Annotated in this window: 20 protein-coding genes and 2 pseudogenes; 4 read left to right on the forward strand and 18 right to left on the reverse strand. The window is 56.4% G+C overall.

Annotation, left to right across the window (positions count from 1 at the left end; all coding sequences use genetic code 11):
* Nucleotides 1–362: 362 nt before the first annotated feature.
* The 10 genes and pseudogenes from ABJO75_RS00005 to ABJO75_RS00050 all read right to left on the reverse strand — a co-directional run bounded on the left by ABJO75_RS00005 (nucleotide 363) and on the right by ABJO75_RS00050 (nucleotide 12,973).
* Nucleotides 363–1,166: pseudogene (locus ABJO75_RS00005) on the reverse strand (IS5 family transposase).
* A gap of 313 nt (nucleotides 1,167–1,479) precedes the next feature.
* Nucleotides 1,480–2,439, reverse strand: a complete 960-nt coding sequence (locus ABJO75_RS00010; RefSeq protein ID WP_348124900.1) for an alpha/beta hydrolase — start codon at nucleotides 2,437–2,439, stop codon at nucleotides 1,480–1,482.
* 52 nt (nucleotides 2,440–2,491) lie between these two features.
* A complete protein-coding gene (locus tag ABJO75_RS00015; protein ID WP_348124898.1) occupies nucleotides 2,492–4,102 on the reverse strand; it encodes a GMC family oxidoreductase N-terminal domain-containing protein in 1,611 nt (536 codons plus the stop codon).
* Nucleotides 4,103–4,183: 81 nt separating this feature from the next.
* Nucleotides 4,184–4,933 carry an SDR family oxidoreductase gene (locus ABJO75_RS00020; RefSeq protein WP_348124896.1) on the reverse strand — a complete coding sequence of 250 codons (750 nt, stop codon included), beginning with the start codon at nucleotides 4,931–4,933 and terminating at the stop codon, nucleotides 4,184–4,186.
* Between the two features lie 30 nt (nucleotides 4,934–4,963).
* Entirely contained in the window at nucleotides 4,964–5,764 is an 801-nt protein-coding gene (locus ABJO75_RS00025) for an SDR family oxidoreductase (protein WP_348124894.1), read from the reverse strand.
* A 93-nt stretch (nucleotides 5,765–5,857) separates the two neighbouring features.
* Nucleotides 5,858–6,919, reverse strand: coding sequence for a cyclase family protein (locus ABJO75_RS00030; RefSeq protein WP_348124892.1), 1,062 nt, complete (start codon nucleotides 6,917–6,919; stop codon nucleotides 5,858–5,860).
* 23 nt (nucleotides 6,920–6,942) lie between these two features.
* The gene (locus ABJO75_RS00035) at nucleotides 6,943–8,637 is read right to left on the reverse strand and encodes an NAD(P)/FAD-dependent oxidoreductase (RefSeq protein ID WP_348124891.1); all 1,695 of its coding nucleotides are present in this window, start codon (nucleotides 8,635–8,637) and stop codon (nucleotides 6,943–6,945) included.
* A 110-nt stretch (nucleotides 8,638–8,747) separates the two neighbouring features.
* On the reverse strand, nucleotides 8,748–10,340 hold the full coding sequence (locus ABJO75_RS00040) for an NAD(P)/FAD-dependent oxidoreductase (RefSeq protein WP_348124889.1): 1,593 nt from the start codon (nucleotides 10,338–10,340) through the stop codon (nucleotides 8,748–8,750).
* Between the two features lie 79 nt (nucleotides 10,341–10,419).
* Nucleotides 10,420–11,727 carry a TRAP transporter large permease gene (locus ABJO75_RS00045; RefSeq protein ID WP_348124887.1) on the reverse strand — a complete coding sequence of 436 codons (1,308 nt, stop codon included), beginning with the start codon at nucleotides 11,725–11,727 and terminating at the stop codon, nucleotides 10,420–10,422.
* A gap of 298 nt (nucleotides 11,728–12,025) precedes the next feature.
* On the reverse strand, nucleotides 12,026–12,973 hold the full coding sequence (locus tag ABJO75_RS00050) for a LysR substrate-binding domain-containing protein (RefSeq protein ID WP_348124885.1): 948 nt from the start codon (nucleotides 12,971–12,973) through the stop codon (nucleotides 12,026–12,028).
* Between ABJO75_RS00050 and ABJO75_RS00055 the strand changes: the two genes are divergently transcribed.
* Together ABJO75_RS00055 and ABJO75_RS00060 are read left to right on the forward strand one after the other, a co-directional pair.
* Complete coding sequence (locus ABJO75_RS00055; protein ID WP_348124883.1) at nucleotides 12,972–14,216, forward strand: C4-dicarboxylate TRAP transporter substrate-binding protein; 1,245 nt, start codon at nucleotides 12,972–12,974, stop codon at nucleotides 14,214–14,216. The two genes, ABJO75_RS00050 and ABJO75_RS00055, sit on opposite strands and share 2 nt — an antisense overlap.
* Before the next feature lie 149 nt (nucleotides 14,217–14,365).
* The gene (locus ABJO75_RS00060) at nucleotides 14,366–15,115 is read left to right on the forward strand and encodes an SDR family NAD(P)-dependent oxidoreductase (RefSeq protein WP_348124882.1); all 750 of its coding nucleotides are present in this window, start codon (nucleotides 14,366–14,368) and stop codon (nucleotides 15,113–15,115) included.
* A gap of 90 nt (nucleotides 15,116–15,205) precedes the next feature.
* Here the strand turns inward: ABJO75_RS00060 and ABJO75_RS00065 are convergent, their stop codons facing one another.
* The 6 genes and pseudogenes from ABJO75_RS00065 to ABJO75_RS00090 form a co-directional block, all read right to left on the reverse strand.
* A complete protein-coding gene (locus tag ABJO75_RS00065; protein ID WP_348124880.1) occupies nucleotides 15,206–15,757 on the reverse strand; it encodes a carboxymuconolactone decarboxylase family protein in 552 nt (183 codons plus the stop codon).
* A gap of 83 nt (nucleotides 15,758–15,840) precedes the next feature.
* Nucleotides 15,841–16,362, reverse strand: a complete 522-nt coding sequence (locus ABJO75_RS00070; RefSeq protein WP_348124878.1) for a TRAP transporter small permease — start codon at nucleotides 16,360–16,362, stop codon at nucleotides 15,841–15,843.
* A gap of 251 nt (nucleotides 16,363–16,613) precedes the next feature.
* Complete coding sequence (locus tag ABJO75_RS00075) at nucleotides 16,614–18,044, reverse strand: NAD-dependent succinate-semialdehyde dehydrogenase (RefSeq protein ID WP_348124877.1); 1,431 nt, start codon at nucleotides 18,042–18,044, stop codon at nucleotides 16,614–16,616.
* Between the two features lie 579 nt (nucleotides 18,045–18,623).
* Nucleotides 18,624–19,130 (reverse strand): ABC transporter ATP-binding protein, encoded by a 507-nt coding sequence (locus ABJO75_RS00080; RefSeq protein ID WP_348124875.1) that lies wholly within the window; start codon nucleotides 19,128–19,130, stop codon nucleotides 18,624–18,626.
* An 8-nt stretch (nucleotides 19,131–19,138) separates the two neighbouring features.
* Nucleotides 19,139–19,927, reverse strand: a pseudogene (locus ABJO75_RS00085) (IS3 family transposase); the annotation flags it as partial.
* Between the two features lie 206 nt (nucleotides 19,928–20,133).
* Nucleotides 20,134–21,099, reverse strand: a complete 966-nt coding sequence (locus tag ABJO75_RS00090; RefSeq protein ID WP_348124708.1) for a helix-turn-helix domain-containing protein — start codon at nucleotides 21,097–21,099, stop codon at nucleotides 20,134–20,136.
* Nucleotides 21,100–21,386: 287 nt separating this feature from the next.
* On the opposite strand from ABJO75_RS00090, the gene ABJO75_RS00095 reads away from it, so the two are divergent.
* Nucleotides 21,387–22,127, forward strand: coding sequence for a porin family protein (locus ABJO75_RS00095; protein WP_348124710.1), 741 nt, complete (start codon nucleotides 21,387–21,389; stop codon nucleotides 22,125–22,127).
* A gap of 80 nt (nucleotides 22,128–22,207) precedes the next feature.
* Complete coding sequence (locus ABJO75_RS00100; protein WP_348124712.1) at nucleotides 22,208–24,706, forward strand: arylsulfatase; 2,499 nt, start codon at nucleotides 22,208–22,210, stop codon at nucleotides 24,704–24,706.
* 125 nt (nucleotides 24,707–24,831) lie between these two features.
* Here the strand turns inward: ABJO75_RS00100 and ABJO75_RS00105 are convergent, their stop codons facing one another.
* Both ABJO75_RS00105 and ABJO75_RS00110 read right to left on the reverse strand, forming a co-directional pair.
* A complete protein-coding gene (locus tag ABJO75_RS00105; RefSeq protein WP_348124714.1) occupies nucleotides 24,832–25,794 on the reverse strand; it encodes a Gfo/Idh/MocA family oxidoreductase in 963 nt (320 codons plus the stop codon).
* 690 nt (nucleotides 25,795–26,484) lie between these two features.
* On the reverse strand, nucleotides 26,485–26,817 hold the full coding sequence (locus tag ABJO75_RS00110) for a transposase (RefSeq protein ID WP_348124855.1): 333 nt from the start codon (nucleotides 26,815–26,817) through the stop codon (nucleotides 26,485–26,487).
* Between the last annotated feature and the right edge of the window lie 48 nt (nucleotides 26,818–26,865).

The following is a 26,865-nucleotide window of genomic DNA, read 5'->3' on the forward strand; positions in this document are numbered from 1 at the left end:
AGGTTGCGGTGTGCAGTACCTGTATTCGCGCGCAGGGATGTTGCCACCAGAAATCGCCAAGTATTGCTGATACTATGGCTTGGCTCGCACCAACTTTTCCACCGTTTACGCCGGGACCTCAACACTTTCTGCGGTGTCGCCATTTGTCGGAAGCGGTTATTTCGCGACGGTTCTCTTACGGATTTCTTTCTATTCGTGCAGCCGTCATCCTTTCGACCAGATTTCCATTTGGCCTGAGTGATCTCGCGGTGCATTGTGGAGAGGCGCCTGCCAATTCATACAGCGATTTTTGCTGATGGGTATCTTCGCATTCAACATCTCTTCAATCGCCCGCCGTTCACGCAGATCTAGCTTTGTGTAAGCTATGTGGCATTGGTGCAGAACCCACGCCTGAGGCGTGACTTCCCCGTTCGCCACTGATGTCGTGCCACGCGAACGATCTCGGCGGTGCCGAAGGCGTTGAAGTGGTTCATCAGCGCGACACGGATATGGATTTCGGCGGTTTGGCCGTCGGGCTCGCGCGCCATGATGCGCTCGCCGAAGGCCTTGAGACAGCGCATCTTCGCCTCCATGCGGCTTCGGGCATGGTATCCGGTCCATAGCTTCCAGGGCGCTCGACCGAAGTACCGGGCCGCAGGGCAGTCCTCCTTCCATAGCCTCCCGTTCTTTCGGATCGAAATGATCGGAACGATGTCGCGCTTGATGATGGCGGAGTGGCACCGGGCTGTCGCCGCTTCGGGTAGGGATGAATTCAACCGCTCGAACCTCTGATGTGGCCGTGTCCATGGCCAGATGGACCTTGCGCCACCGGCGACGGCCTTGAACGCCATGCTTGTGGGCCTGCCATTCGCCATCGCCGAGGAACTTGATCGCAGTGCCGTCCACGAGCAAGTTGAGGGGGCCGTCGGCACGGCGATATGGGTTCTGGACACTGATGGTTTCCTGCCGACGGCACAACGTGGAGAAATCGGGAACGGGCCAGTCAAGCCCGGCTAGGCGTCGGAGACTGGACACCATGCCGGCGGACGCCCCAGACGTTCCTCATGCGGTGCATGCTAGGTCATCTCCTTGACTAACCAGATCAACAGCGACTGGCACTCCCTGAGTGCGGCGTTGTAGCAGGACCTGTTCGTGGTGCGGTAGCGGGCGACTATTGGCTTGCTCATGCAGGCCGTCTAACCGCATAGATTCAGATCGTGAAGCCTCTCCCGCCGGAGTATTGAAACAACACCTAGTCAGATGCGCAACACAGCACGGCGGGTCTGCCGCCGGCGCAACATGGATTTTCGAGCTGACCTAATCATGAGCTCTACTCGCAGTACCTTAGAAACCTCGGATTGCTCGACGGTGCACTTCGCCGCCCTCGTTTCAAACGTACCGTCAGAACTACACCTCGTGCAGGGCGCGTTTTGGACGATTGACCAACTTATGCAACAACAGCCAATTTATGGGCAACGGTGTGCTCCGCAAACTAACAAACTAGGCCACGCGCTCCCGCCAGACCTGATGCAGAAACCCACCGACAGTTTCATGGGCTTTTGTAGCAGCGTCAACGAGGCCGAGAAAGCCAAAGAAGCCATGCGTCATGCCCTGAAACTCCGCGTGCTGAACATCCACGCCAGACGCCTTCATCATTTCGGCATACGCCACGCCCTCATCGCGCAAGACATCATATTCGGCGGTAATGACCAACGTAGCGGGAAGATGAGCGAACAATTTGGCATTGGCTGGACACGCGCGCCAGTCGTCGCGCATGGACGGATCAGGCAGGTACTGCTCCATGAACCAGGTGATTGTTTTCGCTTCGAGGCTCCCATAGCCGTTCGCGTATCGCTCAAATGACGCCGTTCCCCCCCGATAATCTATGACCGGGTACACGAGAACCTGGGCAGCTAAGGAAATCCCGCCACCCTCCTGCGCCATAAGCGCGACAACGGTCGCCAGATTTGCCCCTGCGCTATCACCACAAACGCCAATCCTGCTTGCATCGACCCGCAGGGAAGTAGCGTGATCCGCGACCCAGCGAACCGCATCAAAACTGTCTTCCACTGCAGCGGGAAAAGGGTGTTCAGGTGCCATTCGATAGTCCACTGAAATGACCGTACAGCCAGCGGTTCGTGCAAGGTAGCGGGCAATGGTGTCATGCGTATCTAAGCTGCAAATAACGTGCCCGCCGCCATGAAAAAACACCACCGCCGGAGCCTTTTCAGACTCCGATGCACGGTAAATGCGGACAGGGACGTGGCCATATCCCGGCCCGGTCGAGGTATTTTCAACCTCATGCACCTTTGGCGATGGGTAATTTTCGCGTCGGATGGCGGCCAGTTTTTCGACCTGTTCACGCGCGGTTTTAACATCCAGGTGCTGAACGCTAGGGATACCGAGTTCATGACTCCGATCGATGATGGCCTGAATCTGCGGGTGCACGTCGTCTGGCATGTAAGGTCCTCTAGTTGACGCCTGATTGTCAGTCACAAATGCAGGCAGTCTCTCATACCCTTTGGTCGGCGTCTTCCAAAATCAGATCCGCCGCCTTTTCGGCGATCATGATGGTCGGTGCGTTGGTGTTGCCACCAACTACGAGCGGCATCGACGAGGCATCGACAACGCGCAGTCCTTCTATACCACGCACCTTCAGCCGCGTATCAAGCACTGCCATGGTGTCGCCATCCGGTCCCATGCGGCAGGTGCTTGCAGGATGCCAGTTGCTGCCGCCTGTCTCTTGTGCAAAGGCGAGCAGTTCGTCGTCGGTCTGCGCGTCGATACCCGGACCCATTTCGTGATCATAGAATGGCGCCATGGCGTCTGTTTCCATCAGTTTCCTTGCAAAACGCATGGCGAGCAATGCGGACCTCTGATCTGCTTCGGTCCCGAGAATGTTGGTATGAATTGCAGGGTTCATGGTCGGGTCGGCGGATCGCGCATGAACTGAGCCGCGGCTTTCGACCCTTAACAGAGTTGGCCCCAGCGTCGCACCGGGCAGACGCTCCAACGTGCGGTCGCGAACCGTGTTATACGAGCCCGGGAAAAATTGGATCTGTGCGTCGGGCGACGCAAGATCGGCGCGGGTTCGAAAGAAAGCGTTGACCGGGTTTGTGGGATTGGCCAGCACGCCCCTGCCGCGGGTGATATAGCGGATGCCCTCGCCAAGTGCCGCGATGCCCTGGGTTCGCTCGTTGAATGTGCGGGGCTTGTTTTTAAGACGCCAACGCATTCTGAAAATCTGGTGGTCCTGCAATCCCTCACCTACACCGGGAAGATGGTGCGCGACATCAATCCCGAGTGACTGCAGGCGCTCGCCATCCCCGATCCCGGACAACTCAAGCAGATGTGGAGAGCCATATGAACCACCACATAAAATGACCGAGTTGGCTGCGCGATCCTCGTGGAGTTTGCCCTTGCTCTCATAGCGAACGCCAACGGCACGCCGTCCTTCAAACAGAACACGATGTGCGCGCGCTAACGTCTGAACATGCATATTAGGGCGCAGTCGGGCAGGTTTCAGATAAGCGTGGGACGTACTGGACCTGCGCCCTCTGGACATCGTCACTTGCGCCAGACCTATTCCGTCCTGTTCCGCGCCGTTGAAATCCGGATTGAATGGTAGACCCACTTCCTTGCCTGCCGATATGAAAGCCTTGTTGATCGGCATCAACTCTGCTTGGTCAGTGACCTGCAACGGGCCGTCCACACCGTGAAACTCGCTTTCCCCGCGATCATTGTTCTCGGCCTTGCGAAAGTAGGGCAACACATCATCATACGACCAGCCCCGGCATCCCATTTGCGCCCAGGTATCGTAATCTTGGCGATTGCCACGCATGTAGATCATGCCGTTGATGGAACTGGACCCACCAAGAACCTTGCCCCTTGGCAGATAGTCACGTTTGCCGTTGGCGCCGTTTTCTGGTTCACTTTCATAGCACCAGTTCAAATTGGGATTTGTCAGGGTCTTGCCAAACCCCAGTGGGATGCGCAGCCAGATATTGCGGTCTTCGGGGCCAGCCTCGAGCAAGAGAACCTGGTTCTTTGGGTTGGCAGACAGCCGATTGGCAAGCACTGAACCCGCAGAACCAGAGCCTACGATGATGTAGTCGTAGATCATATTGCTATCCTTACTCAAACACTGCTCGGGGGAATTCTGCAGGCTGGGAGGCCGCGCCGATCTGCTTTGGCGCCAACACACTCACGTCAGTACCGCGCCGCCGTCGACCGCCACTTCTGTTCCGGTCATGAATGACGCCTGATCTGACGCCAGAAACACCACGACATTCGCAATCTCTGACGGTGCCGCGAAGCGACCGAGTGGAATGCGGGCGATGCGTTGTTCGCGTTCTCCGGGCAGGCCGACCGCTGTATCGCCCATCGCGGTCTCGACCATGCCGGGATGCACGGAATTGCAGCGGATGCCGTCCTTTGCCCCCAACAGAGCAACCGATTTTGTCATCAGACGTACAGCGCCCTTGGATGCGCAATAATGTGTTGCCCGCGAACCGCTGATCCCCGCCATTGACGATACGTTAACGATAGCGCCGCCACCTCTGGCCCGCATTGATGCCATCACCTCGCGCGCTCCGAGAAACGGGCCTTTGGCGTTCACCGCCATCATCAGATCCCAGTCGTCTTCGCCGATCTCTTCAAGAGGAGACTTCTGATAGATGCCGGCGTTGTTAACGAGAATGTCGATGCCACCATGCGCCGTTGTCAGCGCCTGAACGGCATCGGCCCAATCCTGCGCGCGGGCGACATCCAACTGGATTGCGCTTGCCCTGTCAGAGCCACCGCCGTTCAACGCGTTCGCCAAAGCCGTTGCGGGGTCCATGTCCACATCACCGATGGCAACGATGGCCCCTTCGGCAAAGAACCTGCGGGTGATGGCCGCGCCGATCCCCTGCCCGCCCCCGGTGATGAGCACAACCTTGTCCTTGAAAAGCATGATGATCGTTCCTTTTTCAATGAGGCGCCTCTAGCCCACATTCACCCCAGCACCGCCATCAAGACGCAGGGCGATACCGGTCACGAATGCCGCCTCGTCCGAGGCGAGGTACAATGCTGCATTCGCCACATCCCATGCCGTACCCATCCGGTTACTCAGAGGAATTCTGGCGTTCCGTGAGGCGACAACTTCTTCGCGGGTCTGGCCCCATTCGCGCATCCGCGTTTCGACCGCCATCGGCGTTTCAAGAAGACCAGGCAGGATCGCATTGGCGCGCACGCCGTATTTGGCATTCTGAATGGCAAGCTGCTCGGTATAGGCAACCATCGCTGCTTTGCTCGCCTTGTAGGCCACCAACGGGTTCTTTTCGATCGCGGCCAGCGAAGACACGTTCACGATGGCACCAGAACCCTGTTCGCGCATGATCGGCAGCGCATGTTTGCAGGCCATGACGCAACCACGCAGATTGATTGTCATGATCCGGTCAAAGGCGTCCTCGGTGATTTCGGTTACACCTGCATCCCCACCGGCGAGGCTGATCCCGACGTTGTAGTGCAGAATGTCGATACGCCCCCATTCTGACTGGCAGCGCGCGACCATTGCGGCGAGTTGCGCTTCGCTGGCGACATCTGCTTCTACGGCGATGGCGGTGCCGCCCGCCTCGCGTATCAATGTGGCGGTTTCCTCGGCACCCGACAAATCCCGATCCGCACAAAGCACCCTAGCCCCTTCGCGGGCGAATGTCAGGCAGGTGGCCCGCCCGTTTCCCGTGGTCTCACCGGGTGATTGTCCGGCACCGACAACGATGGCCGTCTTATTTTCCAGTCTCACGGTTATCACCTTCTGCTTTCTGATATTTTTCGCTCAACGCACCGCCCGCAGGCGTTTGGGGGCGAGTTCACCCCGCCCCTGAAAGCCCTTGGTTCACCGGATAGCGACGGGTGAACCGGGAGAGCCCGTGCCGCCACGGATTGGCATGGCGCTGTACATGTAGGCAAACACATAGGCCTCATCGTCAGCCAGTTGCTTGAGCATCAGGTTCTCTTGATTGACGATGCCATGGCGGGTCTGAAAGAAGCTGTGAACGCAAGAGGCACAGGCCGGGTCCGGATAAGGAACCGGATCGGTTGCACCCCATGAATCGCCGCCTGTTACACCCGGATTTTTGGCCACGATCCAGCGAGCGGCATCCATGCACAAACCGGGCTCGCCCGAATTGTACTTTGCAGCGTCTTCCCAGTATTGCTCCCATCCAAAACGCAACATGATCGCATCGCCATTCATGAACTCAAAGTCCGCCATGTCCTGATTGGCGAGCGCGGTCTCGATATCAGCTACTGTCGCGCAGTCACCCACGTCCCACTCCTTGATGGAGGTAAAGTCGATCAGGATCCCCCGCGCCACGATCGGATGCAGCTTTTCGACACCCAGTTTTTTCAGCCCATAGGTGCTGTTAACCTCCTGAACCGTATAGCCATTGTAGAAAATGGTCTGAGTCAGCTTGCCTGGTTCCTTGATCTGGACACCGACATGCCCGAGCCCATCAAATTGGGTGCCAACCTGGCCGATTTCCGTCGCAAGATACTCGTCGTTCCATACCAACGCGTTGGTTCCAAAGGGTCCGCCGGTGGGGGCACCGGGAATGATCATGGTCCATTTTCGTTTGCCAAACATGGGCATATCGGAATGATAGTCATGCCCGAGTCTGTAGACCTTGCCAGTCTTGATCTGGGCAATCGCGCGCATAACCACTTCGGGGTCCTTGTACCAGTTGGTCGAACCAGCTTCGTCGCCTTCGCCCCAGATCGGATGCGGCCACCATTTGCTGCCCAGCGGGGTATCCATTTGATCGCCATCGACCCATGCCCGGCCTTGGCAGGCGGTCCAATCGCCGTCATCACAGGCATCCGCCAACGCGCCGCCACCGACCGCCATAAGCGACAGCGCCGTGGTGGTAACAATATGCTTACGAAGTATACCAAACATAATGAGCTCCATTTCTTCGGAATTTAAAGGTTGGTTTCGTTTGCGGCAGACTCGTGACCCCTTGCCGCAGAGGGGGGACACAATTCTGTTCCACCAAATTCCAGTTCCGCATATCCACCGGCCGCAACCGCATCGCAGCGCGCCCGATACTCCGGGGCGGTGCCGCTGTAGCGCACCAACTGACGCTTTTCCTTGCCCGCAACGTTCAGGTTGACCCCGGTCATCCATGAATCGACTTCGTTGGACAAAAGACCTTCGGCCTTGGACGCCACAAAATCATGCCAGGCTTTGACATCCTCGGGTTTTGCCCTGACTGATTTCAGGCCGTTCATCTCCATGTGGCCGATCAGATCACTGATCCACCCGACATTGTGCTCGATCGAGCGCGGCTGGTTGCCAAGTGCGCCATGCGGACCCATCACCATGAACATGTTCGGAAAATCCTCGACCATCATGCCGACAAACGTGCTGGGCCCGCCCTGCCACTTGTCCTTCAGGGTGGTTCCCTCGCTGCCTCTGACATCGATCCGGTCAAAGCTGCCGGTGATCGCATCAAAGCCGGTGGCATAGATGATGACGTCGAATTCAAACTCGCGTTCAGTCGTTCTGATCCCGGTCGGCGTGATCCGCTCGATTGGGGTGTCGAGAACGCCGATAAGTTCCACGTTGTCCTGATTGAAGACCTCGTAATAATGCGTTTCTTGTGGAACGCGCCGTGTGCCAAACCCGTGATCCTTGGGGATCAGCATGTCTGCCACCTTTGGATCGTGAATCCGCTGACGGATCTTTTCGGCCACAAAATCTGACAACTGGCGATTAACCTCGCGGTCAGTGTGGATGTCGTGAAAATTGCCCTGCCAGATGCCAAAGCCCGGAGATGCATAAAGGCTCTCCCAGAACGCCAGCCGATCTTTTTCCGACAAATCAGACGCGCTGCGCGGATCGTGTGAATGGATAAAGCAACCTGCCGTTTCCTGACAGCGTTGGAAAATCTTGGGATATCTGGCGCGGATATCCTCCATTTCTGCATCCGTGATCGGAGAGTTGTGAAGCGGCGTGCACCAGTTGGGGCGGCGCTGAAAAACCGTCAGTTGGCTCGCCGTCTTGCCGATTTCCTGAATGGCTTGGATCCCGCTGGCACCGGTCCCGACGACCGCAACGCGCTTGCCATCAAAGTCGATGCCTTCCTTGGGCCACTCTCCGGTGTGACACCAAACCCCATTAAAATCGTCGACGCCCTCGAAACGTGGCATGGTCGGAGATGACAAGAGCCCCAAGGCCGTCACCATGTACCGACTGCGGAAACTGGTTCCGTCCGTCAGTTCGATCCGCCAGGAATTGGAATCATCGTCAAAATGGGCGGCGGCAACGCGTGATGAAAACCGGATGTGACGCTTCAGGTCGAGGGTATCTGCCACCAGATTGCAGTATTCTTCGATCTCAGGTTGTCCAGCAAAATGCTCTGACCAGTTCCATTTTTCCAGAACTTCGGGGCAGAACGAATAACCGTATGACCAGCTCTCGGAATCAAACCGCGCGCCGGGATACCTGTTCCAATACCAGGTTCCGCCGACGCCAGTTCCCGCCTCCAGGACGAGTGCCTTCAAGCCAAGCTCGCGGAGCCGGAAAAGCTGGTACATGCCAGACATGCCAGCACCAATGATGATCGCATCAAAATCGAGTTCTGCGTTCGCGGTTTCGGACTTTTCATTGTTCATGGCTGTATCTCCAAATGTACGGGAGTTTGTTCTCGTGAGGCCGAGCTTCATCATCAGGCGAACCGCAGTGGTCGCCCGTGGATGCATCACTCAGATTCAGGTGCGGCTTATCAGGTCAAATCAAAACCCTCGTATCCGTTGGCGACCACCTCTTGGCATTTCGCAAGATAGGCGGGCTGGCCGCCGAGATAGGGCATGAAAACCGAAGGTTTTCCGGGAATATTGGCGCCTATGTACCAGCTCTTGACGGTTGACCGCAGGCTCTTGCTTGCGACCTCATTGACATGCGCAACCCATTCCGCTTCGGCCTCTGGACGTGCTTGGCAAAGCTTTTTGTCTTCGGCACGCATGTCGGCAATCGCATCCGTGATCCATTCCACCGATATCTCGATCGAAGGCAGCATATTGGTCAAAACACTGGGGCTGCCGGGGCCGGTGACCATGAACATGTTCGGAAAGCCGGACACCATCAGCCCCAGGTAGGTGCGCGGACCTGCGTCCCAATGGTCTTTGAGCTCGACCCCGTTCCGACCGCGAATATCGATGCGCAGATAGCTGCCCGTGATCGCGTCATAACCGGTGGCGTAGACGATGCTGTCAAACTCATACTCGACACCACCGCGCACGATCCCTTTGGCGGTGATCCGTTCGATGGGCGTTTCCTGAACGTCCAAAAGGTTCACGTGCGGATGATTGTACATGGCGAAATATTCGGTATCCACGCACAGCCGCTTGCCGCCGATGATGTTCTTGGGGCACAGCATTTCTGCCGTCTTCGGGTCTTTGACGATTGACCGTATCTTGTTCTTGGCAAATTCCGCGGCGATCTCATTGGCCTGCCGGTCGGTCAGCATATCCGTGAACCCGCCGAGGAAGGTCAGCCCCCCCTTCTGCCAACGCGCTTCGAGGTCCTTGTGGATTTCTTCAATCGGTGTTTCCAAAGCCTTGGCAGTTCCGAATTCATCGACAACGCCGCCATAGATCGTTTTGGCTTTGGCCCTAAGTTCAGGATAGTTCGCTTTGACATAGGCGACATAGTCGGGGTCTTGCGGACGGTTCTGTGCCGGGATCGAAAAGTTAGCCGTGCGTTGAAACACCGTCAGCGCGCTGGCCTGTTTGGCGATTTCCGGGCTCGATTGCATAGCCGAGGAACCGGTGCCAATCACCGCAACGCGTTGGCCGGAGAAGTCGACTGGCTTATGTGGCCATTTGCCTGTGTAATAGCTGTCGCCAGCGAAATCATTGATACCCGGAATATCGGGCACGTTGAACGACGACAGGCACCCCACGGCCAGCACGAAATGGCGGGCCCGGACTTGTTCGCCGCGATCCGTCGTGATCAACCAATCCTCGTTGGCATCATCAAAATGCGCCGCCGTCACCCGCGTGTTGAACTGGATGTCCTTACGCAGGTCGAACCGTTCGGCCACATGCTGGGCGTATCGCAGGATTTCCGGTTGCGGCGAGTATTTCTCGGACCATTCCCATTCCTGCTGCAGTTCTTCATCGAACTGATAGGAATACTGCATGCTTTCCACATCGACACGGGCCCCCGGATACCGGTTCCAATACCACGTGCCACCGACGTCATCCCCGACCTCATAGGCCCGAGCGCGCAAGCCCATCTTTCGAAGGCGATGCAACATGTACATGCCGCCAAATCCAGCGCCAATGACGACGACATCTAGATCCTGCTTTCCCATTTCTGGCGGTCTCCTCATTCTTCTAACCTTCGGCCTGTTGGCCCATATCCGTTTTCGTATTTTGCTGCCTGCGCCAACATCAGTTCAGGAGGCTCGGCAAAAAGAGTGTGATCTGCGGGAACGCGATCAGCAGCATGACCACAATAAGATCGGCAACAAGAAACCACATGACGCCGCGAAAGATCGTGGATGTGGTCGCAAGATCGCCCACCACGCCCTTGATCACGAACACATTCAGCCCGATCGGTGGTGTGATCATTCCAATTTCAAGGAACTTCGTCAGCAGGACGCCGAACCAGACCAGCGAAAACCCGGTTGTCTCGATAATCGGAAGCAGGATCGGCAGCGTCAGCAGCATGGCACCCAGTGGCTCAAGAAACATGCCGAGGACGAGATAGATCAGGGAAATGCCGAGCAGCAACAGCAACTCGTTCGCACCCATCGCGGCAACGACCTGTGAGAGGTAGTCGCCAGCACCGCTAAACGCCAGAAAGCGGGTCAGCATGCTCGCCCCGATGGCGATGATAAACAATGCCGCCGTCGTCAGCAGAGTTTCGATCAGCGCATTGCGGAACTTTTGGATTGTCAGCGAGCCTTTCAGCCAGGCAATGACGAAGGAAAGAAACGCACCAACGGCCCCGGCCTCGGTCGGTGTGAACACACCGCTGAACAGCCCACCAAAGACCCCGATGACCAACAGCAGAACCGGCCAGATTTCTTTCAACGCAATGAAACGTTCTCTGAGAGAAATCTTCTGGTCCAGTCTGGGCGCGGATTCAGGCTGTAGGGTCGCGCGAATGGTGATCACCATGACATACCCGAACCCTGTCAGCAGGCCGGCCCCGACGCCGCCAAGAAATAACTGATTGATCGGCACTTCAGCAATGATGCCATACATGATCATCAGAATACTGGGCGGGATGAGCGCGCCGATTGTCCCGGCTGCTGCAACCGTGCCGGTCGCGAGGCTGGTATCATAACCCTGGCGCAACATTTCAGGCACGGCGATGCGTCCCATGGCTGCGGCGCAGGCAACGGACGAGCCGGTCACTGCAGCAAATCCCGCAGCGCCGAACACTGTCGCAATCGCCAGCCCACCAGGCAGAGCTGACAGCCAGACCCGCGCCGCGTCAAACAATCCCTTGGTAAGCCCGGCATGAAAGCACAAGAAGCCCATCAAAAGGAACATCGGTACTGAACTAAGCTGCCAGGTCGCTGCGAATGAGTAGGGAATGATCCCCATCGCACCCCATGCGGCCCGTTCTCCGACAAGGACCCATATGCCCCCGAATGATACGCCGATAAGGCTGACCCCGATGGGAACCCTAAGCGCAATAAGCGACAGCAGGATGGCAATACCTGCGAACCCGATCTGAACATCCGTCAAGGGTTCAACTCCGCTGGATCAATAAGATGAGAAAGACGTCGCGCACAGCGACACTTCGCTTGTGACGCGGCACAGTATGCCAATCGTCTTACAGTCATTGCGTCTCTCCTCCCCTAGATTCGCTTGTCGAGTTTTGACCAACATACTCACTTGTTTGGTTATGCATAATGAAAAGTAGTCTCCTTAATTGCACCAAAAGTTATATACAGCACCGATCCAGCAACACTGCTGAGCGTGCAAGTCTCGTGAAGTGATTATTGTGGATGATCAACGGGTCGAAGCGGAACTGCCGGGGGCCTCAGTCAGGAGCGCTCCATCGCCCAGGCTTTTCACGGTTCTTAGAGGCCGCATGAAACGCGCGTCTCATGACTTCTATCGGGGGTTTGATCTCTGCGTCCTCTTTGAGAATGACGCCGACAGGACTAAGGCTATGAGAGGTGTCAATCGCAAGCGCGGTCAGTTCGCCCGTCGCCAGCTCTCGCATGAACATGCCCTCTGGAACGACGCAAATCGCATCTGACTGAAGCAGAAACGCCCGCACGAAAGCCGGAGCCATCGCGACGATCCGATCGGTTATGTCATCTGTCAGACCAATTGCAGCCAAAAGGCGTGCGACATGCGCATTATCGCTCGGGCTGTTTTCGGGAAGGATCATCTCGAACTTCTTGAGTGCGCCCACGTCGCAGGGTCGCGCGCTCGCAAGTGGATGATCGTGCCGAACAACAAAGAGGAAGGGTTCGACATAAAGATGCTCAAACGTCAGCCCCACCATTTGATCCAGTGCAGGCATATGGCCAACAACCAGATCGATCTGGTCATCCAGCAACATCGTGGCCAGATACTTCAGAGGTCCGGTCGATATTCGAACCACCGCCGCCGGAACATCTTGTTGCACGATACTCACCGCAGCCGGCACCAGACTGGTTTCCGTCGAAGGCATCGAGCCGATATGGATATGCCATTCCATCTTGGAGTCTGCGGCCATGACGCTTTCCACCGCGCGATCCAACTCTTTGATACAGGCTGCCGCGCGTGGCATGAAAACCTCGCCCTGTATCGTAAGTTTGGCGGTTCCACGTCCCCTCTCGATCAAGCGGCTGCCAAGGATACTCTCCAGCTCTTTGAGCGTCTTGGTCACGGCAGGCTGGCTAAGCGAGAGCGCCTCGGCGGCGGCGCTTATTCCGCCGGAGCGGAAGACTGCGAGGAAACATCTCAGGTGGCGCAGTTTTAATCGATCGGCAGACATGTATAACTTTTCGCTATATTTATTGACGTTGTTTTCATTATACATAACAAACAAGTGCGGTAAAGTTAGTGAGGGCAACGTCCCACTACGGAGGAGGAACACAATGAAATTGCGCTCGCTGCTGATGGCTTCGGCCATCCTGTTGACTGGACCCGGTACATATTCTGCATCCGCAGATACGCTGAACGCGGCCGTCGGGGTCGGACCGAAAAACATGATTACTCAAACAATGGAGTCTTTCGCCACCTATGTTGGCGAGAACAGCGACATCGACATCAAGGTCTTCTCGATGTCGCTTCTCAATCTCAAGGAAACCCCTCCTGGCATCCGTGATGGGGTCGCTGATCTGGGTTTCGTGCTGAGTGCGTATTTTCCAGCTGAGTATTCCGAAACCAATCTGGTTGCAGGCCTCGGAATGTTGACCACAGCCGGTGTGCAGGTTGAAAACACGGGCGCGGTTATTGCCGGCGCGATGTCGGACTATGTCTTCAACTGCGCGGAATGCCAGTCAGAATATGTCGAGCAGGGTCAGGTTTATCTGGGCACGGGAACAAGCACCACTTACATGATGCTATGCACCTCGCCCGTCACCACGCTTGAGGACATCAAGGGCAAAAAATTCCGATCCGGTTCTGCCAACTTCTCGCGTTGGGCCGAGCATTTTGGCGGTGTCGCGGTATCAATTCCTGGAAACGACCAGTACGAGGCAATGGGCCAAGGCGTCATCGATTGCACCATGGCGGCGGCCGCTGAATTGACCAACTACTCTTTGTTCGACGTGACAAAAAACATCACTTTGAACATTCCCGGAGGGAATTTCGCTGGAGTGGGCACCAACAACTTCAATATCGACGTTTGGAGAGGATTCACCGACGAAGAGCGCGCCGTTCTACTGAAGGCGTCCGCACGGTCCGCTGCCGAGTTGACATCGAGATACTACGCAGCAGCGGTAAGAGATATCGAAGCGGCGCGTGAAATGGGCATTGAGATTCTGAACGCGAATGCGGAAGTAAAAGCGGAATCGGATGCCTTCGTGGACGCCGATCTGCAGTTTATCGGCAACGAGTTCATCGAGAACTACGGCGTCGGCAATACCGATGTCAAAATCGCGGAATTCACCAAGTTGGTGGATAAATGGAAGACCCTCGTTGGCCATATCGGCGATGATCAGGAAGCACTGGCCCAAGTTTACTGGGACGAAGTTTTCTCAAAGGTCGACCCTGCCACATATGGCATGAACTAGACTCGCACCACTGCTCACCGGAAGGGCCTCCTGGAAACTGGGGGCCCTTCTTGCGTTCAAGATGGGTCATTTTGGCGGTTGGCGGATTTGTTCCGGCATGGCCCGGTCAACAGACCCAAGGACGGCAACCTTTAGCACGGAGAAACCACATGACTGATCTGAAAGGGCGGATCGCGCTCATTACTGGCGGCGCTCAGGGAATTGGCGCGGCGGCGGCGCGCTGTCTGGCCTCGCGCGGGGCCAAAGTGATCCTCGCGGATATCGCAGGACCTGGTGCCGAAGCCGCAGCAGCGCGTATGCGCTCCGACGGGTTTGACGCCGCAGCCGTCACCCTTGATGTGACGGATCGAGAGGACTGTGCCGCCGTGGCCGCGAAAATTCGCGCTGAACAAGGTCCTGTTTCAATTCTCGTGAACAATGCGGGAATCGTCGCATACGACCGCGTCGGCGACCCGAATTCTCCACCGAACTGGGACGCGATCATCAACGTAAATCTCACTGGTTCGTTCAATGCCCTTTATGCGGTTTTGCCTGACCTGAAGGACACACAAGGGGCAATCGTGAACATCGCGTCCGTCACCGCCTTTACAAGCGGCTTTGGGCATTCGGCCTATACCGCATCAAAGGGAGGCATCAGGGCGTTCACGCGATCTATGTGCCGCGAACTGGCCGAATATGGAATCCGTTGCAACGCTGTCGCGCCCGGCTACGTCGAAACTGAGGGGATGGGCGGCAAGGGAGATCAGGCGATCGAAGACTGGATCCAGTTCCATGTCCCGCAAAAGCGCCACGGACGACCCGAGGAAGTTGGTGCCGTTGTCGCCTTTCTCTGCTCGCCCGAAGCCAGCTTTGTCAATGGCGTCACCGTGCCGGTTGATGGCGGATATCTCTCTGTCTGATTGCTCTGCAATTTCAGGGACTTCATGGCTGGTGTTCAGATCCTGAGTCAACACCGGCGCGTCACAGCAGATCACCGGGTCAGTTTTTACTTACTCTGCAAACGGCACGTCGCTGCCTTGGGGAACCGGAACCTCAAACGCGTTCAATGTCAAAGCAACCAGACCATAATACCCAAGCAGCCCGACCAGATCGACGACACCCTTTTCGCCCAGCGTCTGCATGGCAAGCGTATGCGTCTGATCGCTGACCCGGGTTTCGCGGAGCAATTCGCTCGCATAGTCATAGACAATTCGAGCGGTCGGGTCGCTCAGGTGCGGATCAGAGCCCACCAGAATGGAGTCAATCGCGTGTGCCGGAACCCCTTCTTTTTTTGCGATCGGCGCATGTATTGCCCACTCTGCCTGTGCTTTCCAATGGCGGGCCACGACGAGGATCGCCAACTCGGACAGCATCGGCGACAGAGTTGAATCATAGCGGCAATAGGCTCCCAGTTTCTGGGCTCGCTCGGCCAGTTCCGGGTTTCGCAGCCATGCCATGAACAGCCCGCTGACCCTGCCCCGTCGTGCAAAGATGTCATCATAGGTTTTGCGCTGCCCGGCGTCCAAGTCATTTGGATGCAGTGCTTTCAGCCGACCAGACATAGCAATTTTCCTTGATGAAAGAGATAAGCCAACTTTGACGCGCAGATCGAACAGCTCCGACCCGCGCCGGTGACGCTTGTTTCCTAGCCGATCGTCGGGCTCTCACCCAGACCACTCTTGGCGCCGGTGACGTAGACCAACCATCGATAAACCAGCACAACTGTCATGAGCCCCGCGCCAATCGGAAGCAGGTAGTAGGACGGCCAAGTGATGATCTTAATGCCATGCTCGACCATGAAGGTTCCTGAGTTTTGCGCCTTGCCCGCCTCGCCCCAGCTTCGATAGGCCAAAGCACCAAAAACTCCAGCCGACAGAAGATAGGTCCACGAATACAGATGATACTGTGTCCGCATGGGAAAGAACTCGGTTAGAACTTCGACGGTGATATGACCATTGCGCGTCTCAACGAGCGCGAGCGGTACAAAGGCGGCAATCACCATGTAATAGCTGGACACCATCGATATTGTGGCGGGAATCGGTGTGTTGAACAGAAACTTGCCCGCAACATCGACAGTGATCTGTACCATCATCAGCAGAATGGCGATCATCCCAACCCATGTGGTCACGTTGATGGTGCGTGTCAAAAGGCGACCAATCATTTCCATCTGAACATCCTCGTATACTCGGCTTCCTACGTAAAAGTCCGCACCGGAGGGGGGTATTCTCCGGTGCGGAAGTGCGGGCTTTTGGCACCCCGGCGCATTTTGCAAGCGTCGGTTTACTAAGCAGCCCGGCCAGGGAGAAGTCTACTCCATGATTCAGCTTTCAAACCTATACTTGCCTCACAGCTGGGTTATGGAAAATGAAATCTGATGCCAATTTGCGCCCGAAAAGTAATATAAGGACAGCGAAACCGTCAGATGACAGGCTGATAGGACACATTCTTGATGATGGAATAGTTGTGCAGACCTTCCTCGCCGCCCTCGCGACCATAGCCGCTTGATTTGACGCCACCAAAAGGTGTTTCCGGGATCGATGTGTCGAAGGTGTTGATCGAGAGCTGCCCGACTTCCAATTCCCGCATCATCTGATCGACATTTGCAGCCGAATTTGTAAACCCATAAGCGGCCAACCCGAACGGCGAATGGTTCGCCTTTGCTAATCCGTCCTCAAGCGAGTTGATCGGGTTCAGAACCGCGATCGGGCCAAAGGGCTCTTCTGTCATGATTTTTGCGCTATCCGGAACGTTCGCAAGCACGGTCGGTTCAAAGAAATAGCCCTTGTTTCCGATCCTGCGCCCACCCGCGCAAAGTTCGGCACCCTGTGAAACGGCATCCTCGACAAGCGCTGTCATCGCATCAAGGCGCCTGTCATTCGCGAGCGGTCCCATCTCGATACCCTCTGCAAACCCGTTGCCAACTGTCGTCGCCTTCGCCTTGGCGACGAATTCGTCTGCGAAGGTCGAGAAATTTCCTTCGGCGACATAGAAGCGTGTCGGAGAGGTGCAGACCTGCCCGGAGTTACGATATTTCCGCGTCGCACCCAGCAAAGCAACCTTTACCGGATCAACGTCGCCACAAACAATGACCGGCGCGTGGCCACCAAGTTCCATAACCACAGGTTTCATATGCTCTGCGGCAAGTTTCGTCAGATGCCGCCCGACTTCGGTGGATCCTGTAAAGGCAACCAGCCTGATCTGTTCCTGCGGGATCAGGTGCCCGGATATTTCTGCCGGTTTCCCGTAGATCAGGTTCAGGACTCCATCCGGTAGGCCCGCATCCTGCAAGGCCTTCGCGATGTGAAAGGCGCCTGCGGGCGTTTCCTCTGGTGCTTTGAGAAGCAGCGAACAGCCCGCCGACAACGCCGCCGATATTTTCCGCACCGCAGTGGCGACCGGGAAATTCCAAGTTGAAAAGCCCGCGACCGTGCCAATCGGCTGGCGCAACATCGTGTTTCGCAGGCCAGTGGAGCCGGGAATGACCCGACCATACAAGCGCTGCCCTTCCCCCGCGTCCCATTCCATTATGTCGCCACCACGGCTGACTTCATAACGGCTTTGGCCGAGTGGCTTGCCAATCTCGAGCGTATTGGAATAGGCGATTTGATCGATGCGATCCTGCATAAGACGGGCGGCACGTGTAATGATTGCACTGCGTTCACGCGGCGCTGTCCGGCTCCAGACACGCAATCCTATCGCCGCAGCGTCCAGTGCATCATCCATGTCCGCAGTACGAGCGACTGGCAGGGCACCAACGACGGTTTCATCGGCAGGATTGATGACCGGGATTGTCTCTGCGGTTTTTCGCCATTCGCCACCTATGAAGAGACTCAGTTCGGGATAGTCCATCAAGGGGCCGCCTCTCATTGTTTGCCGCGAAAGTGACATGTTCATACCACCGTAAAAGATCGCCCATCAATTGATATAAGATACCATGTATATTACCGTTCGGAATGTAAGGCTGGGGCTCAGTTAAATGGAATCCATTTAGCCACGCGATGATTGCAAGCCGCAGCAGTGGCACAAGGCGGGAACCCCTTAAAGAGCTGGACGGCTTACCGACCGAGCAACATGCCCTGTTTAGCGCGAAACGGTTTTGCGCCAAAACAGCAAGAGCGACGAGATCACACGGCTAGGCAAAGCGCTTGAGGCGCTGTTGTTCCGTCAGGTCGGCGGTGGATGTTGGTGTGCTGGTATCAGTGTCGCCGCTGAGGATAATCAAGCCTTTGATAACTAGAAACGCAGCCGCTTTCCGCCCGAGATCATCGCTGACGCAGTCTGGCTGTGCGTCCGCTTTAACATGAGCTAGCGTGAGGTCGCGAAAATGCCGCGAGAGCCGTGCTCAGATCACTGATCGCGTACAACTTGCACCATCGGCAGGAGCTCTCGGGTTATGCGCAGGACGTCGGCCCGTCTTCACCAGAACGCTCAGTTTTGGGCAGCAGCAAATTGCCTCTCAAAGTTGTGACAGGCGACAGTCCTTAATTCGGAAACTGCGGTCGCTTCCGGTTGTGTCATACGACAGGTTTCTGTCGCTAAAGGACAGCGTGGATGATAGTAGCATCCGTAAGTCGGCGACAGGGGCGATGGCACCTCGCCATCAATGGTGTCAAACCGCACCAATTCATCTGCATCCAACACCAACTTGGGTACGCTTCCAAACAGGGCGGTGGTATAGGGGTGAGCGGGCCGTTGAAAAACCTGCGCCACAGCCCCAAGTTCCACAATCCGCCCCAGATACATCACGGCAACCCGGTCGCTGGCATGTTGCACCACTGACAAGTCGTGGCTGATGAACACACTGGTCACGTCGAGACCCTCAGTCAGTTCCAGAAAGAGGTTTGTGATTTGCGCCTGAATCGAAACATCAAGCGACGCAACCGGTTCATCGCAAACGAGCACATCCGGCTGAACAGCCCCACTTGAGTGGTCCAAATTGAGAGTTAGTGCATGAATGGCCTTTGGTCCATCTGAACGATGGCCTCTGGCGCAGGTGGGCGGTAGCCCAGAGCACTATGGGGTCGTTTGGTGTTGTAATGGTTCCTCCATCTTTCGATGATGATTTGTGCCTCACGGAGCGAGTAGAAGATTTCGCCGTTCAATAGCTCATCCCGCATCCGCCCGTTGAAGCTTTCGCAATACCCGTTCTCCCAAGGTGATCCGGGCTCGATGTATGCGGTCTTGGCCCCAACCGCTTTGATCCAGTCCCTGACGGCCTCAGCAATGAACTCTGGGCCATTGTCCGACCTGATGTAGGCTGGAACACCGCGTAGGATAAATAGGTCTGTCAGAGCGTCGATGACCTCAGTCGAGTTTAGCTTTCGCTTCACCCGGATCGTCCCGACGCCCGGCAGGCGATGCTTGCATCGCTGAGAGGGGGCATTCCCTGCTGTGCTCATCCAGAATGTTCAGTGCTCTGAATGCCCTACCATCGTCTGTCCGGTGGTGTACGAAGTCGTACGACCAGACGTGATTACGATACCCAGGGCGCAGCCGGACGCACGACCCATCCACTGCCCGGCAGGGCATTGCACAGCAATGTCCCGAGAGGGGTTCAGCCACAGCCGCCCCTTCTTCGGTTGTTTCATCGGCACTTTAAGCCCCTCACGTCGCCATAGCCGTTCGACACGCTTGTCGTTGACCTGCCAGCCAGTATCTCTCAACAAAACGGCAACCCGACGGTAGCCATATCGACCGTACTAACGTGTCAGCTCGATCATGTCGGCGATCAAGCGTTCGCCGCCTGGCTTGGCCTGGTGCTGTAACAGAACCCCTCAGGCGGATGAGGGATGCTCCAAAGATCGAAGGCATCGGATTGGGCCTGGCGGTATGATGTGGCGGTGAGACGATACCGTCAGCCTGCTCCAGAGATCACTGTACCGATAAAGCAAGGCCAATTTGAACTAGCGTCCAAATTGAACGACTCAAGCGGGGTTTGTCAGTCGTCTATTTTAGCTGAAGCTGTCGCAATTCCACTTGGTGTTTGGCCCGTCCACCTGCGGACGGCACGGGTGAGCGTCTCCTGTCGCGCATAGCCCAGTTGGAACGACAGGTCGCCAAGAGAGGTGTCGGCCGCAGCCAAGGCAGCAATCGCAGCGTCCCTGCGCGCAGTGTCGACAATTTTCGAAAAGCTCTTGCCTTCGGCGGCAAGTTGACGTTGCAATGTGCGTCGGCGGATGCCAACTGTTCTTGCAATTTCGACGATTGTGGGTTTGGTTCGCCTCATCATGCTGCCGACCAGTTCCGCGATGCTGCCCGAAATGGCCTGATCGGTGCGCAAGGGGTGCAGTGCGGCTAGCTCTGTGTTCAGAAACTGATCGCTATCCTTCGTAGTCAGAGGACAGTCAACGAGTTCGCATGGTGCCGCGATTTCCAATATCCTTCTCGGCCCCGCCGACACGACCAATCCGAGTTGCGAGTGTAAATGCGAAAACCCCAGTATTGGATGTGGTACCATCTCTACTCGCGTAAAATACGGTCGTCGGCGGCCAGTCATTGCAAAAACCATGTCGACCATTGCGCAAACATACTGCTGCACAAAGTGGATACTTTCCGCGTCTGGCAGGTTGAGTTGCAGCCCGTAATTGACCGTCAATTCATCTGGGCTTCGCTTCAATGCAAGGAACTCGTGCGAACAGTGGAGCGGCATCGCGGCAACGGCACATTCGAACACCTCACGAGGGGTTTTTGCATCGCGCGCGGAATTTCCCAATAACCCCAGTTCGTAAAAGCCTCTGCTTCCAACAATTCGATAGGGAACATCAGGACCGGCGGATTGTGCAATTTCCCTCAAAAGCATTACGACTGCGCGCAGCGGGATGACAGCCAATGGGTCATCGGTTGGATAAAGATCCAAAGATACCGCTGACAACGCCGCCCTTGCGTCCATATCCTGCTCAAGCATCCATCGCACCATGGGCGCGATTGAGGCTGCGCGAATGATGGGTATTGCCTGCGTCACGGGTATCTCCTGTCCGGTAGGCGGCTCACCGCAAGAATGGTCGAGCAGCATAAGAGATTCTGGCGCCGAAAGTCAAATGCGGCAGCGTGTTAATGATCTAGATCAAGCGCGGACGCCCTGAGAGTGGGCATGCTTCTATTTCACCGCCCCGGGCGGCGGGATGATGCATTCGATACAACGCGCGTTTCAAGGCCAGAACTCTGATCGCGCCCATACAAGGAGCAACCCAGATGAAATCCCTATTTTGCGCCGCCGTCGGATTGTTCGCACTTGCGGCGGGCGGTGCGCCAGTATTGGCCCAGCAGAACGATTGGGACTATGAAGGAACGATCTACCTTTTCATGCCGGAAACGACTACGTCGATTTCGACGCCGGTTCAAACTCTTGACGGAAGATTAAGCTTCAGCGATGCGCTGTCCAATCTGGATTTGGCCTTCATGGGCGCGGTCGGTGCGAGCAATGGTCGCTGGAGCTTTTTCCTCGACTACATGTACACGGATCTTTCCTTCAGCAGCCCGCCTCCAAACCCGTCGTTCAGCAATGTGGACACGGCGGTAACGACTCAGATTCTCAATGGCTACGCGGCCTATCGGGTTTATGATGAACCGACAGTTCAGATCGATCTCGCGGCAGGGTTTCGGTGGTTCGATGCAAAATCCACCATGTCACTGCAACCAGTGCCGCCGGGGGTGATCGCTTCAGTAGATGAGAGCTGGATCAATCCGGTCATCGGTCTGCGGGCACAACTCCAATTCTCGGATCGCTGGGCGGGCACCGCCTTCTTTGATTATGGCGGCTTCGAGAGTGGTGAAGAAACCTGGCAGGCGTTGCTGACAGCGGACTACGAACTGAACGACAACTGGGTTCTGCGCGGTGGGTATCGCTACATTACCTTCGATCACGCAACGGCAACCGGCAGCTTTTCGTTCACACAGTCGGGACCGATCTTCGGTGCGACTTATCGCTTTTAGACCTTCATCCATCAGTAGGGGAACCGCGAGGGTTTCTCTCCTGCCAAGTTCAAGACCACTGCCAACCGAGAGGATTGATAATGCAAAAACCACGCTTTTACCAAGCGACTCTGCTCGTCGGCCTGATGGCCGCCGGGCCACCGCTTGCTGCACAGCAGGCGCAGACCGGATCACCCAACGCGACTGCGCCGATTGCTGGCAACCAGTTGCCAGCGCCGCCGATGGAATTCGGAGGCGTGATCAAGAACGACGCGCTATCGTCCACCCCCTGGTGGGCACCCACCATCGCGCCGCCTGAGGGAGCTCCCAACATCCTGTTGATCATCACCGACGACTCAGGATTCGCTGTGCCCAGCACCTTTGGCGGGGTCATCCCGTCGCCAGCTATGGACAGGTTGGCAAGCGAAGGGCTGAGTTACACACAGATCCACTCGACAGCACTTTGCTCGCCTACCCGCGCGGCCTTGATCACCGGTCGCAATCACCATTCTGCGGGTTTTGGCGTAATCTCGGAGCAGTCCACAGGCTTTCCCGGCTATGACAGCATCATCGCCGAGGACAAGGCGACGATCGGACGGATTCTGCTCGACAACGGCTATGCCACTTCGTGGTTCGGCAAGGATCACAACACGCCTGCCTTCCAGGCCAGTCAGGCCGGACCGTTCGACCAGTGGCCGCAGGGTATGGGCTTTGAGTATTTCTATGGCTTCGTTGGCGGCGATGCCAACCAGTGGCAGCCGAACCTGTTCCGCAATACCACGCAGATCTATCCATTCAACGAAGCTGAAGGCGAATGGAACCTGGTCACGGGCATGGCCGATGATGCGATCGAGCATATTACCAATCTGCACCAGATCAGCCCGACCAAACCGTTCTTTGTGAAATACGCGCCGGGTGCAAACCACGCACCGCACCACCCGACAAAGGAATGGGTCGACAAGATCGAGGCGATGAACCTCGTTGATGATGGGTACGAGGCGCTGCGCCAGACGATCTTCGAGAACCAGAAAAAGGCGGGCCTTGTTCCCGCGGATGCTGGGCTCACTTCTTGGCCGGCGGACAAGATCAAACCATGGGATGAACTTACCGATATCGAGAAGAAGCTGTTTATCAAGCAGGTTGAGGTATTCGCCGCCTATGCCGCCTATTCCGATCACGAAATCGGGCGCGTCATTCAGTCAATCGATGACATCGGAAAACTAGATAACACGCTGGTTATCTACATCAACGGTGACAACGGCACGAGTGCTGAGGGCGGCCCGCTGGGCACACCAAACGAGGTCGCGTTTTTCAACGGTATGAATATGATCCCTGCCGAGACCCAAATGAAATGGTATGACGTCTGGGGAACGGAAGCGACCTACAACCACATGTCGGCTGGCTGGGCCTGGGCCTTTGACACACCGTTCGACTGGTTCAAGCAGAACGCTTCACGACTTGGTGGTGTGCGCCAGAACATGGTGGTGTCCTGGCCCGACCGTATCAAGGACAAGGGTGGAAGGCGCGACCAGTTCATGCATGTGATCGACGTTGTGCCGACGATCCTTGAAGTAACCGGTATTGCGGCGCCCGAAATGGTGGACGGCATTAAACAAGCCCCGATTGAGGGCACCAGCTTTGCCTATACTTTCGATGCTGCCAATGCCGACGAGCCGAGCCGCCACAAGACCCAGTATTTCGAGATGTTGGGTCAATGGGCGCTTTATCACGAGGGCTGGCTACTCAGCACGCAAGTCAATCGCGCGCCTTGGGAGATTTCCGGCCCGGCAAACGCGGATCCGCTGAACAACCAGGTTCTGGAACTCTATGACCTAAGCAAGGACATGAACCAGACCACCGACATCGCCGAAAATCACCCCGATAAGGTTAAAGAGATGAAAGCGCTGTTCGTCGCGGAGGCGAAGACATATCAAGTATTCCCTCTCGATGCGTCAGTTCAGGCCCGCCTGGTCGCGCCACGCCCGAACATTACCGCTGGCCGGACAGAGTTCGTCTATACCAAGCCGATGGTCGGTCTGCCGCAAGGCGACTCGCCGCTGTTGCTGAACACGTCCTATACGATCACCGCAGAAATCGACGTGCCCGAAGGCGGGGCCGAGGGCATGATCCTGACATCGGGTGGCCGGTTTGCAGGCTATGGTTTCTACCTGCTGAAAGGCAAGCCTGTGTTTCTGTGGAACATGGTCGATCTGGAGCGGATCAAGTGGGAAGGTCCGGATGCTCTCTCTCCGGGCAAGCACGTGGTCGAGTTCGACTTCAAATATGATGGTCTCGGCACGGGTACGCTGGCCTTCAACAACTTCAGCGGCGTAGGCCGTGGTGGCACCGGTACGCTTCGGGTGGATGGAAAAGACGTGCATACGCAGGAAATGAAGACGACCCTGCCAATGATCCTGCAATGGGACGAGTCTTTTGACATCGGGTCGGACACTCTGACAGGCGTGAATGACACGGATTACATGCCGCCGTTCAAGCTGACTGCCACGCTCGAAAAGCTGACGGTCAAGGTGGACCGCCCTGAACTCTCAGAAGCCGACAAGAAGAAACTGGCGGAAGCGATGCTCAAAACAAGCGACTGAGATTGACGCCTTACCGACCTGGCCGTTCAGTTTCGATGGCCCGGTCAGGGCGCGCTCACCTCAAGGTCGACTCATGCAACAAGGTTCTGAGATTGTAAGAATGGAACTTTGGTCGGGAACCGTGGCTAGTGTTCCTCTACCAGCATTGCCTCGACGAGCTTCTGGACCCGCAATGCCTCGTCAGGTGTGGCAAGCCGGTTTGGCATTCGCGCGATACAGAGCAGGAGATCATCGAGTTGCGCCTTGAGACTGGACCCACGCGGGTCCGAAGGTCGCTGTGTCGGCTCAGTGAATTCTCCTCCGTCGGAACTGGCATCAATATAGAAGTCCGTGATACGCCGACTGGCCAAAGTGCCTTTTATGGTCAGTTCCTGCCGATCCGGCTGGGCACCACCAACGCTGGCCATGATGGACACTGGAATCCCATCGGCGTTTTCCAACCGGGCCAACATATGGGTTTCACAAAGATCGGACACTATCGGGTAGGATGGGCGTGCCCAAACCACGGAAAGCGGACCAAGGATGCGCTCCGAGAAAAACAGGAAATGGGAAATCACCTCCCGAGTCATCCCTCCTTCGTCGCGGAACCTCAACCAATCGGCTGCCTTTTGCCATTCCCGCGGCCAGGACGCGTAGGTTACAACGATATCCGCTCCGACAAGTTCACCCAATCCGCCCGCGTGAGCAGCCCTCGACACATCCGTCAGCGCTGCGCCTGCTGCCTGAGTGAAATTGACCGCAGCGGGAACCCCGCTGTCCTTCAGTCCAGCGACAAGCCCCTCACTTTCACGGACATCGATGCCAAGAGGTTTTTCCAGAAAAACTGCCTTGCCCGCAGATGCAGCGGCCAGCGCATACGCTTTGCGCGGCCCCGGAGGGCAAGCAAGATAAACGACATCCGCAGCGGCAATGGCATCCTCTGCCGAGGTCGTGATCTCGGCGCCTTGAGCGATCGCGTGGGCCTTCCGGCATGCATCCGGATCAGGATCCCAAACCGCGACCGGCTCGTATCCCGGGTGCTTCGCCATATGCTCCAACATCCTTCGCCCCATGATACCGAGGCCGATAACTGCTGCTCTTACGGTCATCTGTACTGTTCCTTGTTTTTTCTGCCTTTAAGGCCAGTAGGGCAGTTTCTATCCGCATATCGCCGCCTTCGTTCCCGTTGATCTTTTGCTTGATCCCTCGCTCACCGGCAAGGGAGCAAGGCAAATATGTATACTTGCGGCTTAACCCTGTAAGCGCGGCGATCGCAGCCTCGGAATTCGACACAGATATCAATTACATCAAAATAAGGTCAGATTTTTCGATGGAGCACAAATGCTCGGTGACATCCACCGCGCGCTTGAGGAGCGTCATATATTCTAACGATATCGCTGATGTCACAACGAGCGGGCGGCGGTTCGACACCACCGGGCTCGAAGGTGGGTGCCACAATTAATCCAGAAAATTCCATATTAATTCCACCTTGTGTGAGCATGTTTACAGAGCCCCAAGGCAAGCTGTGGCAATACTTGGGTATTGTAACGATGATCCTGACAACGAGTACGGAATAGGTGAGTGGTGACGGTAACGATTTCTTCGTAATTGAGCGAAGGTGTTCATGAACGATTTTAGCAAGTGCCGGGCGCAAGGGGGACCTTGCGCCCAATTTTTTTGTTCCACACCGCATCGCTGGGATGAGTGTTCATACCTCGGGAGAGATAACCTCATTTCTAGACAACGATAGTGTCCCGGGGCGTGGTGTGAATTGTTTTCCGGCTGGGATTTGAGCCGGTTTACAGGGCGGCGATTTTCGCCGGGTCCATGGTCGTATCCTCGCAGATGGTGGCCACTGTTTCCAGCGTCATGTAGCGGCGTGTGACTGCCCACTCGTCATTCTGCTCCAACATAAGCGCCCCGACGAGGCGTGTTATGGCTTGTTCTTTGGGAAAGACGCAGACGACATTGGTGCGGCGCTTGATCTCCTTGTTCAATCGCTCCAAGGGATTGGTCGAGTGGATTTGCTGCCAGTGAGCCTGCGGAAAAGTCTTGTAGGCCAATACATCGTCTTCGGCGCGCAGCATCAGTTCAGCGAGCTTGGGATGACGCGGCTGGAAGGTTTCAAACAGCTACGCCCAATGTGCCTTTGAGTCTGCCAGTGTGTTCTGATCAAAGGC

This window comes from Sedimentitalea sp. (assembly GCF_039973035.1).
Classification (GTDB): domain Bacteria; phylum Pseudomonadota; class Alphaproteobacteria; order Rhodobacterales; family Rhodobacteraceae; genus Sedimentitalea.

Coding starts and splice junctions, on each gene's coding strand:
- ABJO75_RS00010 (WP_348124900.1), bottom strand. CDS start 2,439: ATGCCAGACGACGTGCACCCGCAGATTCAGGCCATCATCGATCGGAGT.
- ABJO75_RS00015 (WP_348124898.1), bottom strand. CDS start 4,102: ATGATCTACGACTACATCATCGTAGGCTCTGGTTCTGCGGGTTCAGTG.
- ABJO75_RS00020 (WP_348124896.1), bottom strand. CDS start 4,933: ATGCTTTTCAAGGACAAGGTTGTGCTCATCACCGGGGGCGGGCAGGGG.
- ABJO75_RS00030 (WP_348124892.1), bottom strand. CDS start 6,919: ATGTTTGGTATACTTCGTAAGCATATTGTTACCACCACGGCGCTGTCG.
- ABJO75_RS00035 (WP_348124891.1), bottom strand. CDS start 8,637: ATGAACAATGAAAAGTCCGAAACCGCGAACGCAGAACTCGATTTTGAT.
- ABJO75_RS00040 (WP_348124889.1), bottom strand. CDS start 10,340: ATGGGAAAGCAGGATCTAGATGTCGTCGTCATTGGCGCTGGATTTGGC.
- ABJO75_RS00055 (WP_348124883.1), top strand. CDS start 12,972: ATGTATAACTTTTCGCTATATTTATTGACGTTGTTTTCATTATACATA.
- ABJO75_RS00050 (WP_348124885.1), bottom strand. CDS start 12,973: ATGTCTGCCGATCGATTAAAACTGCGCCACCTGAGATGTTTCCTCGCA.
- ABJO75_RS00060 (WP_348124882.1), top strand. CDS start 14,366: ATGACTGATCTGAAAGGGCGGATCGCGCTCATTACTGGCGGCGCTCAG.
- ABJO75_RS00065 (WP_348124880.1), bottom strand. CDS start 15,757: ATGTCTGGTCGGCTGAAAGCACTGCATCCAAATGACTTGGACGCCGGG.
- ABJO75_RS00070 (WP_348124878.1), bottom strand. CDS start 16,362: ATGGAAATGATTGGTCGCCTTTTGACACGCACCATCAACGTGACCACA.
- ABJO75_RS00075 (WP_348124877.1), bottom strand. CDS start 18,044: ATGGACTATCCCGAACTGAGTCTCTTCATAGGTGGCGAATGGCGAAAA.
- ABJO75_RS00090 (WP_348124708.1), bottom strand. CDS start 21,099: ATGCTTGAGCAGGATATGGACGCAAGGGCGGCGTTGTCAGCGGTATCT.
- ABJO75_RS00095 (WP_348124710.1), top strand. CDS start 21,387: ATGAAATCCCTATTTTGCGCCGCCGTCGGATTGTTCGCACTTGCGGCG.
- ABJO75_RS00100 (WP_348124712.1), top strand. CDS start 22,208: ATGCAAAAACCACGCTTTTACCAAGCGACTCTGCTCGTCGGCCTGATG.
- ABJO75_RS00105 (WP_348124714.1), bottom strand. CDS start 25,794: ATGACCGTAAGAGCAGCAGTTATCGGCCTCGGTATCATGGGGCGAAGG.